The organism is Streptomyces telluris, assembly GCF_024519335.1.
Lineage (GTDB): Bacteria > Actinomycetota > Actinomycetes > Streptomycetales > Streptomycetaceae > Streptomyces > Streptomyces telluris.
On the sequence record NZ_JANIID010000015.1, the window covers coordinates 79,115 to 91,222 of the forward strand.

The 12,108-nt window shown below is 71.3% G+C and carries 11 protein-coding genes and 1 pseudogene; 3 read left to right on the plus strand and 9 right to left on the minus strand.

Annotated elements, in window-relative coordinates:
- Positions 1-48: 48 nt before the first annotated feature.
- Positions 49-951 (minus strand): class I SAM-dependent methyltransferase, encoded by a 903-nt coding sequence (locus NQU55_RS17905; RefSeq protein WP_168092039.1) that lies wholly within the window; start codon positions 949-951, stop codon positions 49-51.
- Positions 952-1,048: 97 nt separating this feature from the next.
- Between NQU55_RS17905 and NQU55_RS17910 the strand changes: the two genes are divergently transcribed.
- A complete protein-coding gene (locus tag NQU55_RS17910; RefSeq protein ID WP_168092040.1) occupies positions 1,049-1,639 on the plus strand; it encodes a TetR/AcrR family transcriptional regulator in 591 nt (196 codons plus the stop codon).
- Positions 1,640-1,660: 21 nt separating this feature from the next.
- Here the strand turns inward: NQU55_RS17910 and NQU55_RS17915 are convergent, their stop codons facing one another.
- Complete coding sequence (locus NQU55_RS17915) at positions 1,661-2,653, minus strand: NADP-dependent oxidoreductase (protein WP_168092041.1); 993 nt, start codon at positions 2,651-2,653, stop codon at positions 1,661-1,663.
- A gap of 142 nt (positions 2,654-2,795) precedes the next feature.
- On the opposite strand from NQU55_RS17915, the gene NQU55_RS17920 reads away from it, so the two are divergent.
- Entirely contained in the window at positions 2,796-3,824 is a 1,029-nt protein-coding gene (locus NQU55_RS17920) for a GlxA family transcriptional regulator (RefSeq protein WP_168092042.1), read from the plus strand.
- Between the two features lie 12 nt (positions 3,825-3,836).
- Here the strand turns inward: NQU55_RS17920 and NQU55_RS17925 are convergent, their stop codons facing one another.
- From NQU55_RS17925 to NQU55_RS17955, 7 genes and pseudogenes are all read right to left on the minus strand, one after another.
- Positions 3,837-4,670 (minus strand): MerR family transcriptional regulator, encoded by an 834-nt coding sequence (locus tag NQU55_RS17925; protein WP_168092043.1) that lies wholly within the window; start codon positions 4,668-4,670, stop codon positions 3,837-3,839.
- Between the two features lie 130 nt (positions 4,671-4,800).
- Positions 4,801-5,403: a hypothetical protein gene (locus NQU55_RS17930; RefSeq protein ID WP_206329134.1), complete on the minus strand. Its 603-nt coding sequence runs from the start codon at positions 5,401-5,403 to the stop codon at positions 4,801-4,803.
- Between the two features lie 341 nt (positions 5,404-5,744).
- On the minus strand, positions 5,745-6,641 hold the full coding sequence (locus NQU55_RS17935; RefSeq protein WP_168092045.1) for an alpha/beta hydrolase: 897 nt from the start codon (positions 6,639-6,641) through the stop codon (positions 5,745-5,747).
- Between the two features lie 202 nt (positions 6,642-6,843).
- Positions 6,844-8,274, minus strand: a complete 1,431-nt coding sequence (locus tag NQU55_RS17940) for an MFS transporter (RefSeq protein WP_168092050.1) — start codon at positions 8,272-8,274, stop codon at positions 6,844-6,846.
- A 77-nt stretch (positions 8,275-8,351) separates the two neighbouring features.
- Positions 8,352-9,422, minus strand: a complete 1,071-nt coding sequence (locus NQU55_RS17945; RefSeq protein WP_168092051.1) for a PLP-dependent cysteine synthase family protein — start codon at positions 9,420-9,422, stop codon at positions 8,352-8,354.
- Between the two features lie 600 nt (positions 9,423-10,022).
- Positions 10,023-10,487: a hypothetical protein gene (locus tag NQU55_RS17950; RefSeq protein WP_168092046.1), complete on the minus strand. Its 465-nt coding sequence runs from the start codon at positions 10,485-10,487 to the stop codon at positions 10,023-10,025.
- A 217-nt stretch (positions 10,488-10,704) separates the two neighbouring features.
- Positions 10,705-11,007: pseudogene (locus tag NQU55_RS17955) on the minus strand (DUF3224 domain-containing protein); the annotation flags it as partial.
- A gap of 53 nt (positions 11,008-11,060) precedes the next feature.
- On the opposite strand from NQU55_RS17955, the gene NQU55_RS17960 reads away from it, so the two are divergent.
- A complete protein-coding gene (locus NQU55_RS17960; protein WP_256790836.1) occupies positions 11,061-12,107 on the plus strand; it encodes a helix-turn-helix transcriptional regulator in 1,047 nt (348 codons plus the stop codon).
- Position 12,108: the final 1 nt, after the last annotated feature.

Genomic DNA, 12,108 nt, shown 5'->3' on the forward strand with positions numbered 1-12,108 from the left:
ACGGAGGTCGTGGTACCTCCACCACCGCAGGCCTTACGGATCGAGCCGCTACGGCTCGGCTCGCGTCGCAGTGACCGCCACCGTCACGTAAGGCATCGTGAAGCCGCCGCCCATCGCGTCGATAGCGGCTCCGACGTGTTCCAGCACCTCTGTCAGTTTGTCCGGGGGCAGTCGGGTGAGGGCGCCTTGGGTGGGCATCTGGTCCAGCCACGCGTCCCGCGTGTAGGACCACTCCCAGTCGAACCGCCACTGCTCCGGTGCGCCGAATCCACCCGCTTCGCGGATGCCGTCGGCGGCTTTGGCGGACAGGGCCTGGTAGCCGTCCGGGGCGGCCTTCGCTGTCGCCTGGAGGGCGAACGGGGAGTCGGGCGCCACCCGTTGGTAGGCCGTGGCGAAGGCTTCTGCCACCTCGGGCGGAAGCCGGGGCACGTTCCAGAACGCTGCCAGCCGGCCGCCGGGCCGCAGTACTTGCGCGGCCTTGGCCGCTCCTGCGACCGGGTCGATCCAGTGCCAGGCCTGGCCGGCGACGACCGCGTCGAATCGCCGCCCGGCCGGGTCCCAGGCCTCGAACGTCGCCACGTCGACGACGTCGAGCCCCAGCCGGCGCGCCAGGCCGGCCATCCGCGCGTCGGGCTCGACTCCGGTCACTTTGCAGCCGGCCGCCTGGAACTGCCGGGCGACGATGCCGGTGCCGCAGCCGACGTCGAGGATGTCGAGGACGGCAGGGGAAGCAGAGGAAGCAGAGGAAGCAGAGGAAGTAGGGGTTTCCGGGGCATCGAGCGCGTCAACGCCGGGCCCGGCGGCGGCGATCCGCTCCACCAGCGCTTCGGGATAGCGGGGCCGGGCCCGGTCATAGCGTTCGGCGTCCGAGCCGAACGACTCCGCTGCCTGACGATACTGGTGGGGCTCATGCTCGGAAGGGCGCGAGGGCTCCTGAGGTAAAGTGGGCATGCGCCCACTATGAATGGGCGGTCGCCCACTCGTCAACCGGCGGGACGGGCAAGGGAAAAGCGGTAGCGGTACAGGCGAGGGAAAGAGGGATCGCGGTATGCCGACAGGCGTGGCCATGCGCGACGCGCGAGAGCAACTGTTCGACGCCGCCGAGCGCATCCTGCTCCGGGACGGACCGAACGCCCTGACCAGCCGGGCGGTCACCACCGAGGCGGGCTGCGCCAAGGGCGTCCTCCACCGGCACTTCGCCGACTTCGACGCCTTCCTCGCCGACCTCGTCCTGGACCGCATCGCCCGGATCGACGACCAGGGCACCGCCCTGCGCGACGCCGCCGGCACCGGCACCGTCGCCGGTAACCTCGCCGGCGCGCTGACGGACCTGTTCGGCTCGGTCGCCGTGGCGATCGTCGCCCTCGTCACCTTCCGGGACGACCTCCGCGCCCGGCTGCGCCCCACCAGCCCGTCCGGCATCCCGGTCCTGACGGAAGCCACGGCCATGCTCGCCTCGTACCTGACGGCTGAGCGCGAACTCGGCCGCGTAGCGCCCGACGCGGACGTCGACACGCTCGCCCCCACGCTGATCGGAGCCGGCCACCTGCTGTTCGCCGACCGCAAGGCCGCTCCGCCGGACGCCGAAGCCGTCCGCGCGCTCGTGACCTCGGTGATCGCCGGAGTGGTGGAGGGCTGAGCGGGGAGAGAGAGTCACCCCTTACAGGTTCTCCGGCGCGGGGCGGTGGGCAACTGCCAGGACGATCTTGCCGGTGGTGCGGCCGGTTTCGCCCAAGCTGTGGGCCTGAGCGGCCTGTTCGAGCGGGAGGACCGTGTCGACGATCACTCGCAGGCGGCCTTCCTCGACCAGAGCGCTGATCTCGCGCAGCCCCTGCTGGTCGGGCTCGACGAGCATGAAGACCGCTCGTACGCCGGCTTCCTCGGCCTGGCGGGTGGGGAAGGTGTCGTCCAACGGGAGGATCGAGACGAGTGTGCCTCCCCGGCGCAGGGTGCGCAGGGAGTGTGCCCAGTTGGGGCCGCCGATGCTGTCGAGGACGACGTCGACGTCGCGGACGGTCTCGGCGACGTCCTGGGCGCGGTAGTCGACGAGTTCGTCGGCGCCGAGCGTACGCAGCAGGTCGTGCTTGGCCGCGCTGGCGGTGGCGATGACGTACGCGCCGCGTGCCTTGGCGATCTGCACGGCCAGGTGGCCGACGCCGCCTGCCGCGGCGTGGATCAGGACGCGCTGCCCGGGCCGTACGCACGCAGTGTCGACCAGGGCCTGCCACGCGGTGAGCGAGGCCAGCGGCAGGGCCCCGGCCCGGATGTGGTCGAGGCCGCGCGGGCGCGGGGCGAAGTGGCGGGCCGGCGCGGTGACGTACTCGGCGTACGCGCCCGCCGGGTGCGGGAAGCGCGGCATCCCGAACACCTCGTCGCCGGGCCGGAAGATCGTCACCCCCGCGCCGACGGCTTCGACGACTCCGGACACGTCGAAGCCGAGGGTGAACGGCGGCACCGCTCCCGAGGCGAACGCGCCGCGCTCGCGGGTCTTCCAGTCGGCGGGGTTCACGCCCGCCGCGTGCACACGGACGAGGATCTCGCCGCGGCCCGGCTCAGGACGGTCCGTCTCGACGACCTTCAGGACGTCGGGGCCTCCGGCCCGGTCCTGGGAGACGGCGCGCATGGTTGCGGGGGCGGTGAGGGGGTGGGACATGAAGGGTTCCTTCTCGGGGCGTACGGGCTCAGGCGCGTACGGGGCTCACGTACCGGCCGTGCTGCCGGCCACGCCCCAAGGCTGCCCGCTCGCCGAATCCCCTGGTCGCGGCGCGATGGCCACGTCATGAAAGGATCCGGCCATGCACCACGTAGGCGTCCTGGCCCTGGACGGCGTCGTCCCCTTCGAGCTAGGCATCCCCGCCCGCAACTTCAACGCCGCCCGTGACGGCGACGGCAAGCCGCTCTACTCCGTGACGACGTGCAGCCTGGACGGCGGCCCCGTGCGCACCGACGCCGACTACGACCTCGCCGTCTCCCACGACGCCTCCCTGCTGGCGACCGTCGATACCGTCGTCGTCCCGCCCTCCCACCGGCTGGGAGCGATACGGGAAGAAGGCCGGCTGCCCGGGCCGCTGCGCGACGCCCTGGCCGCCATCCGCCCCGGCACGAGGATCGTCGCGATCTGCACCGGCACCTACGTCCTGGCCGCGGCGGGACTCCTCGACGGCCGCCCCGCCACCACCCACTGGCGCGAGGCCGACCGCCTGCAGCGCATGTTCACCACCACCCGCATCGACCCCGGCGTCCTCTACGTGGACGACGGCGACATACTCACCTCCGCCGGAGTCGCCGCGGGCATCGACCTGTGCCTGCACATCGTCCGCCTCGACCACGGCAGCCACGTGGCCAACGAGGTCGCCCGCTCCTGCGTCGTACCGCCCTGGCGCGACGGCGGCCAGGCCCAGTACATCCGCCGCCCCGTCCCCGCACCGTCCGACGGCAGCACCGCGGCGACCCGGGCCTGGGCCGCGCAGCACCTGGCCGAGCCGCTCACGCTGTCCGGCCTCGCCGCCCACGCCAACATGAGCGTGCGCACCTTCAGCCGCCGCTTCCGCGACGAAGCCGGCAGCACGCCGGGCCAGTGGCTGACCCGGCAGCGCGTCGACCTCGCACGGCACTTCCTGGAGACGACCGACTGGCCCGTCGACCTGGTCGCCCTCCGGTCCGGACTCGGCACCGGCGCCTCCCTGCGCCAGCACCTCCGCACGGCGATCGGCGTCAGCCCTCAGGCGTACCGCCGCACGTTCCGCTCCGGTCCGGGCGGACGGTCGCCTGACGCCGGCAACAGCGGGAAGCGAACCGCAGCCTTCCCCGGAGGGAAGGCGTAGGGGTCGCCGGCCCTACGCCACCGGCACGGCGATGTCGCACACCTCTGTCGCCGAGCCGGCCGATGCCCAGTCGGCGAAGTAGACCTCCCTGCCGGGTCCGGTCTCGCCGCCGTCGTTCGCCTCGATCCACCGGTACACGGCGTCGTACGCCGAGAGGATCTGCGGGTACTCCACCTGCGCCTTGGTGATCGTGGTGTACGCCTCGCGGTGGGCCGGCTCGGTCCGGACGGCCGCGCCGGCCTCCGCCGCCTCCGAGGCCCGGAGCGGATCGATGGGTACGCAGAGCTCCACCGGCCCGTCGCTGTCCTCGTTGACCTCGCCGTGGTAGATGACGAACGGCGCCGCCACCACGCCCCCGTAGGCCTTCGCCTCCTCCTCAAGGCGCGAGCAGGTCTCCGGGATCCACACCGACAGGTCCTCCGGCCGGACGTGGCGCTGCTCGACGAGCACCGCCTGCTCCGGCACGTCACGTTGCCTGATCTCATACATGTCCAAGCCTTCCGTCCCTCCCGACAACTGGATGCGCAGGTGGACGGCGAGCTCCCGCTGCGCGGCGACGCGCCGCTCGACGCCTTCCCAATACGCCGCGACCAGGCCGGCCGCTTCCGGCTCCGGCGCGGCCAGCACCTCCGCGATGCGGGCGAGCGGCATGTCCAGGCCGCGCAGCCGCACGATCAGCCGCGCGGTGGTCAGCCGGCTCTGCCGGTAGTACCGGTAGCCGTTCACCGCGTCGACCCGGTCCGGGGTCAGCAGCCCCTGCCGGTCGTACACGCGCAGGGCCTTGGGCGAGAGCCGGGCGCGGCGCGCGAACACGCCGATGCTCAGCAAGGGGTCGTCGTCCTCCATGCCGGACACTCTCCGGCCTGCCCCTGGGGCAAGGTCAAGGCGGGCTGACGACCGTGACACGGGCGGACGGACACATCACGGCGTGTCCGACGGGCGCCCGAGCCGGTGGCTCGCGGGCCGCTTGCTGCAGTCAGCCGCGCAGGGAATCGCGCACGGAATCGACCGCCGTCAGTCGGAGCCATGAACCGTCATGAAAGCGAATCCGAAGTGGGCCGGTGGCGAAGCCGCTGCGGAACGGGCCGTCGACGACTGCCTGGTCGGCCTTCAGAACGTCAAGGATCTGCGCCTTCTTGTCCTGGCCAAGCGTCACCCGGCGCCGGGGACCGGCCAGCACCACGCGGTCGGCGCCCAGGATGACGAGCCGGTTCGGGTGCGAGGACTGCGTGTACCACCGTAGGAGAAGCCGGCCGGCTTCGGCGTGCCAGTCACCGTCGAACACTTCCACGGGCCCGTTCCCGGGAAGTGCGGTGTCACGCCGAAGCCGTTCCTTACGAGCCTTCTCGTCCCGGAGCGCTTGGCGCTCCTTCTTCGTGCGCAGCAGGGGCCCGAGGACGGCCTCGGCGGCCGCTTCCAGGGCCGCGTAACCGATGGCGATCAGCATGAAGGGGGACACGGCGATATAACCCAGAATCCCGAGAGGACGTATCCAGCCCGGCCGCAGCCGGGGTCGGCCGGCCGCCGCGTAGACGTCCTTCGGCGGCTTCGGGACGGGCCCGAGTTTGTACCAGCCCACGGCAACAGGGGACTCACCCAGCAGCTCTGCGGCCGTCCGCCGGGCGCGCTTGGATATCACGGGTTACGAAACTCCTTCGCGGTACCGAAAGGCAGGGAGATCACACCCGGTCGAGGGGCGCCTGCGCGACGCATGAGCGGTGTTTGACCGTGACGCCGGCGTGTACGTCTCCCTCCCCGGTCATTCTCGGACCCCTGTTCGATAGCGCTGATCGTCAAGAGCCTAGCCAGCCCCTGTCTCCTCGGCGCACGGCACCCTGCGATCGACGGCGTGCCTCCTCGCCCAGCTGCTGCGGCGGCTGTGGCTGCGGCTGTGGTGGCTGCGGCGGTGGCGGCGGGGTTTCACCCGGCCAGGGCTCGGCGCAGGACCGCGCCGAGTTCGGTGATCTGCCGTTGCGACACCTCGGCGGACAGGATCGCCTGCGACCCGTGGAACGTGCCGGCCCACTGGTGCAGTTCCACCGACACGCCCGCCTGCAGCAGACGCATTCCGTAGACGAGGGCTTCGTCGCGGTTCGGGCAGAGCTCCGCGGTGGCGATGTAGGCGGGCGGGAGGCCGGAGAGGTCGGTGGCCCGTGCCGGGGCGGCGTACGGGGTGGCGGGCGCCGAGCCGAGGTAGTGCCGCCAGATCGCGGTGGACTTGTCGCGGTTCATCCAGGGCGTCTCGGTGAAGTTCCGCGCCGACCACGTCTCTTGGCGGTCGTCGAGCCCGGGCTGGTTGAGCAGCTGGAAGCGGATCGCAGGGCCTTGCTGGTCGCGCGACCGCAGCGCCATCGCCGCCGCGAGGCCCGCCCCGGCACTGTGTCCTCCGACCGCGATGCGCTCCGCGTCGATGCCGAGCTCGGCTGCATGCTCGGCGGCCCAGGTCAGGACGGCGTAGGCGTCGTCCAGGGCGGCCGGATAGGGGTTCTCGGGGGCCAAGCGGTAACCGACGGAAATCACCACTGCACCGGCGCCGTCGGCGATACGGGCGGCCCACGGGTGCTCGGTGTCCAGGTCGCCCATGACGAATCCGCCGCCGTGCAGCCAGATGACGGCGCCCCGTGCCCCGTGCGGGCGGTAGATCCGCACCGGTACGTCCGGGGCGGCGGGTACCGTACGGTCCTCGACGTCCATGCGCGTGGTGTCCGGTGCCGGCACCGAGGCGACCAGGGCGGCGAGGTTCTTGCGCTCGGTGACCGGGTCGGTCAGGTCGGCGCGGGGGAACATCGGGATGAATGCTTCCAGTTCAGGGTCCATGTCAGCCATCCTCACGGCCGCCACCCGCGCATTCATCCGCCATCCGTCGGGCATCCCGCCCCGACCACGCACCGATCGGCGCCCCCGTCCGGGCCGAAGACCACAGTCCGCAGGTCACCGACTTGCGGACTGTGGTTGGTTTTGGTCAGGCCCCCCGGACCGGAGCCGGGCTAGCGTGGTTGGTTGTTCAGGGGGCGTTGGATCAGGTCTTGGTGGCGGGTTGTCTGCCGTCGGGCCTGTTGGGCCTGTTGGGCCTGTTGGGTTTGGTGGGTTCGGTGGGTCTGTTGGGCCTATCGGGCTCGTCGGGGCCGTCGGGTTGTTGTTCGGGTGCGGTCGGAGTCAGACGGCCTGTGCGGTGCAGGCCGAATACGGCCAGGGCGCAGCCGCCTCCCGTGGCCGCGAGGGCCAGCCACGGGAGTGCCGGGGTTCCGGCGGAGTGCGCGGCGTCCAGGGCCGCGCCGGTGAGGAGGTTGCCGAGGGTGATGCCGATGCCGCAGATGGTGTTGTAGAGGCCGTAGTGCGTGGCCACGTACCGGTTCTCGGCGAGGGCGACGATCGTGTCCATCTCGAAGGGGTAGGCCAGCATGGTCCCCAGCGCGATGAGGAGTGCCGAGAGGAGGGGCGGGCCGACGGCCAGGGCCCAGCGGGCCGGCCCGTCCGGGGGCGCGGGAACCGCCGTGGCTGCCAGGAGCGGCAGGAAGGCCGCTCCCAAGGCTGCCAGCCCGGCGACCAAAGACCGTTCGGAGCCCCAGTGCTTCTTGCACCAGGCCGTGAGCCGCGTCTGGCCCGCGATGGTCGCCAGGCCGGAGGCGGCGAACAGCAGCCCTATGCCGACCGTCCCGACCCGCTCGTCCCCGGCCATGCGGCGCACCTCCAGCGGAAGCGCGAGGTAGACCTGGAAGGACAGCGCGTACGAGCCGATCATGGCGAGGGAGAACAGCAGGAACGGCCGGTTGGACACGACCGTGCGCCACTGGGAGAGCACAGACGTCACTGACTTGCCGGTCTCGGACTCGGTCTCGGTCTCGGTATGGGGATCGGCCGTGGCCGTAGCTGTAGCTGTAGCTGTAGCTGTAGCCCCGGCCCCGGCCCTGGTCCCGGCCTCGTGTGACGGCGTCCGGGCCGGTAGCGCCCGTATCTGTACGAGCGACAGCGCGGTGAAGACTCCGGCCGCCACGAGACAGGTGAGGCGGAAGCTCACTCCCGTCAGCGCCACACCGACCAGTGGGCCCAGCAGGATCCCGGCCTGGTAGAAGACGTTGAAGAGTGCGAATGCTTCCACGCGGCGCTCCCGGGCGTCGTGGGCGACGTAAGCCCGCACGGCCGGGTTGAACAGGGCGCCGGCCAGGCCGGTGGCCGCCGACGCCGCCAGCAGCGCGGGCAGGGAGTCGACGAGCCCGAGCACGGCGAAGCCGACGGTGCGCAGCATCAGCCCGGTGATGATCATGGGCTTGTATCCGAACCGGTCGGCGAGGGTGCCGCCGAAGAAGAACATGCCCTGCTGACTGAAGTTGCGGACGCCCAGGATCAGTCCGACGGTCCAGGCGGCCATGCCCAGGTTCCCGGACAGGTACTGGGCGAGGTAGGGCATGAGCATGTAGAAGCCGAGGTTGATGGTGAACTGGTTCGCCATCAGCAGCTGCACGCTGCGGTCGAAGGTGCGGGCTTGCGACAGGGGGTTGAGGCGCTTCCGGGTGGCCGGCGGGTTCTTCACGACCGGCCCTCGTCGTTCGCATCGGCGCCGCGCTTCCGCTGCGCGGCGAGCGGATCGACGACGGTGGCGCACCGCGTCCAGCGGGTGACCTCCTTCTCGTCCGGCCGCCCCACGACCTCGGGTTCGGCGGCCGGCGGCGCGTCGAGGAGGCCGTGGGCGGAGCAGTAGTCGTCGTCGTAGACCGTGCCGAGGTAGCGCTGCGGGCCGTCGGGGAAGACGGCCGCGATCCGGGTGTGCGCGGGCAGGGTGCGTGCGAGCCAGCCGGCGACGAGGGCGACCGCGCCGACGCTCCAGCCGCCGGTGGCGTAGTGGGAGGAGGCCAGTTGGCGGCAGGTCCACACGGCCTCGGCGGGGGAGACCCAGTGCACTTCGGAGAAGTTCTCGTACGCGACGTTGCGGGGGTAGATGCTGGAGCCGAGGCCGCGCATCAGCCGGCTGCGGGCGGGCTGCCCGAAGATCGTGGAGCCGACGGTGTCCACGCCGACCAGCCGCAGCCCGGGATAGAGCTGTCGCAGTACGCGGGAGACGCCGGCGGAGTGGCCGCCCGTGCCGACGCTGCACACCAGGACGTCGATGTGGCCCAGCTGGGCGGCCAGTTCGAGCGCGAGCGGGGTGTAGGCGGCGACGTTGTCGGGGTTGTTGTACTGGTCCGGCACCCACGCGCCGGGGTGCTGCTCGCGCAGGCGGTCCACGCGGTCGCAGCGGGCCTGCTGCCAGCCGCCGGTCGGGTGGGGGTCGGAGACGACGTTGACCTGCGCCCCGTACGCGGTCAGCAGCCGGGTCATGGACGACTCCAGGCCGGGGTCGGTGACCAGCGTGACCGGGTGCCCGTAGACCATTCCGGCCAGGGCCAGGCCCAGTCCGAGCGTGCCGCTGGTGGACTCGATGATCATGCTGCCGGGAGCCAGATCGCCGCGGGCGCGGGCCCGCTCCACCATGTGCAGGGCCGGACGGTCCTTGATGCCGCCCGGGTTGAAGCCCTCCAGCTTGGCCCAGAAGCCGTGGCCGGCGGGGGCGAGGGGTTCGGACACGTGCAGGACCGGGGTGTCGCCGACGAGGCCGGAGATCCCGAAGGTGTTGGGGGCGGCAGGGGCGGCAGGGGCGGCAGGGGCGGTAGGGGCGGTAGGGACGTTGGGGGAGTTGTGAGCGGTGGGTGTGAGGGGTGTGAGGGGTGTGATGGGGGTGAGGGGGGCGGCAGAGGAGCTTGGGCGGGCGGAACCGGTGCCGTTGGTCGTCAGGGGGTCCATGGCTCGTTCGCCTTTCGGTCGGTCGGTGCGCCGGTGAGGGGGGGGCTCGTCTCGCGTGGTGGGTGAGCTGAGCTCCTATTTGCGCCACCGGCAGAGAAGGGCGAGCGTCTTCCGCCTCGACCGATCGGTGTCCGCCTTGCGGGGGTCCGGGGTGACGGACGTGTAGTGAGGAACGGGGGAGTTGCGCGGCACAGGCACTCCGTACGACGGCCACGTGGCCGGAATTCTCCGGGCAAGTGGAGGCGAGTCAGACGGGCGGCCGGATGGCGCCGAGGCAGGGCTCGGTAATTCCCCTCAGGAGAGCAAGGGAACAGAGGGAAATGGAGAAGCAGGCGCCAAGGCCGGGTGGGAGTGGAATCCGACCGGTTTCGGAACGTTCGGAGCATTCGGAGCGTTCGGAACGTTCGGAGTGTCTGACTTCTAGATTCGCAGGACGCGTGAAGCCGCTGAGTGTGCTGCTTCCGGCGCAGCGGGAGACGGCCGTCCGCCCGTCCAGGGCTGCGAGCTCAGTGCCGACAGCGCGTCGAACAGCGCCGAGCAACTGGGAGCGAAGAGGGCCGGGCCGTCCTGGGGCTTGGCGGACGTGCAGTTCTCGGCGCCGTGGGAGGACTCGTCCTCGTGGTGGTCGGCGGCGTGGACCTGCTCCGTGCCGGGGGCCGCGACCGGGGCCGGTTCACCATGGGCGTGGTGCTCGTCAACGGCGTGCGCAAAGGCGGACAACGCCACCGGCCTGCCGGTCGCGTGACTGACCGCGCTCTCCCCGCTGATGCCGTGGGTGTAGAGCACGCCGAACAGGAGCAGCAAGGCCGGCCACAGCAGACGCGACAGACCCGACACCGAAGGGCGGGTCCGTCGCATCCGGAATACGAGCTGGGCCGAGACCATGACGTGATCGTAGCGGAATACAGGGCTACTTATGTCAAGGGCGTCGCATCGAGGGCATGTAAATCGGCCAACGCGGGTGTTTTCTTGTGGAGGTTGCTTAATGGCACGGGTTCGCTATCCGTGCGCAAACGGAAACCGTTTTGCCTCGTCAGGGATATGTGCCGTGATTGTCCGTGACGTTGTTGTCCGTGATAGGGGCGTCCGTGGCCGGCTCAGCTCAGCTCAGCTCGTAGGCGAAGGTGTACGGGACGGAGGGTGCACCGTGCTCGGCGGTGAAGCTGCCGGTTCCCCGCAAACCGGTCAGCTCGCCCGTGCCTGATCCCGGCACGACCTCGAAGCTGCAGTACACCGTGCCGTCAGTCCCGAAGGAGCCGCGTTCCTCGACGACGAAGGTGCCTTCCCGCCCGTCGAGGCTGCCGGACAGGATCTCCATGCCGGTGAACGTGCCTGTCTTCTCCGTGATGTAGACGATGCTGTACTCGCAGGTGGTGCCGGTGGCCTCGATGCCGCCGGAGAAGGAGACTGAGCCCCGTACCTGACATCTCCTGTCAGGTACAGCGGGACAATGGCCGCATGCGCGCCGACCGTCTCCTCTCCCTGCTCCTCCTGCTCCAGAACCGCGGGCGCATGACCGCTCCCGAGCTCGCCGCGGAGCTGGAGGTCTCGGTCCGTACGGTCTACCGGGACATCGAGGCGCTCGGTGCGTCGGGCGTCCCGGTCTGCGCCGAGCGCGGCCCCGCCGGCGGCTACCGTCTGATGGACGGGTACCGCACCCGTCTGACCGGGCTCACCGACGCCGAGGCGGGCTCCCTCTTCCTGGCCGGAGCACCCGGGGCGGCGCGGGAGCTGGGCCTCGGCGCGGTACTGGCCACGGCGCAGCTGAAGCTTCAGGCCGCTCTCCCGGCCGAGCTCGCAGAACGCTCCCGGCGCATTCAGGACCGGTTCCATCTGGACGCACCGGCGTGGTTCCGGGACGCCGAACCGGTTCCGCACCTGGCATCCGTCGCGCGAGCGGTGTGGGAGCAGCACGTACTGCGCGTGCGCTACCGGCGGTGGAACGGCCAGGTGTACCCGGGGCCGGACGCCCGGGAGCCCGGCCGCCGCCTGTGCCCGCTCGGCATCGTCCTCAAAGGCGGCATCTGGTACCTGGTGGCAGTGGCGGCGGAGGAGGACGAGGACGAGGGCGAGGCTGCTGCACGCACCTTCGGTGCTTCCCGTACCTATCGGATAGCGCGGTTCCTGGCCGTCGAGACGTCGGGGGAGACGTTCGAGCGACCGGACGGATTCGATCTGGCCGCTTGCTGGGAGGAGTCCTCCCAGCGCCTGGAAGCCGCGCTCCACCAGGGAACCGCCCGGCTGCGGATCTCGCCCCGGGCGCAGCGGCTGCTGCCCATGCAGTTCGGTGCCGCGGGCACACGGGCCCTGGAGAGCGCAGGGCCGCCGGACCACGAGGGCTGGGTGCAGGTGGAGATGCCGGTCGAGGCACAGGCCGTCGCGGTCAGCGACCTGCTCAGGCTCGCTACGGAGGCGGAGGTACTCGGCCCGCCCGAGCTGCGGCGGGCCGTCGGCGAGGCGGTGGCCGTGCTGGCGGAGCGCTATGCCGCGGTGCCGTCGCCCTGAT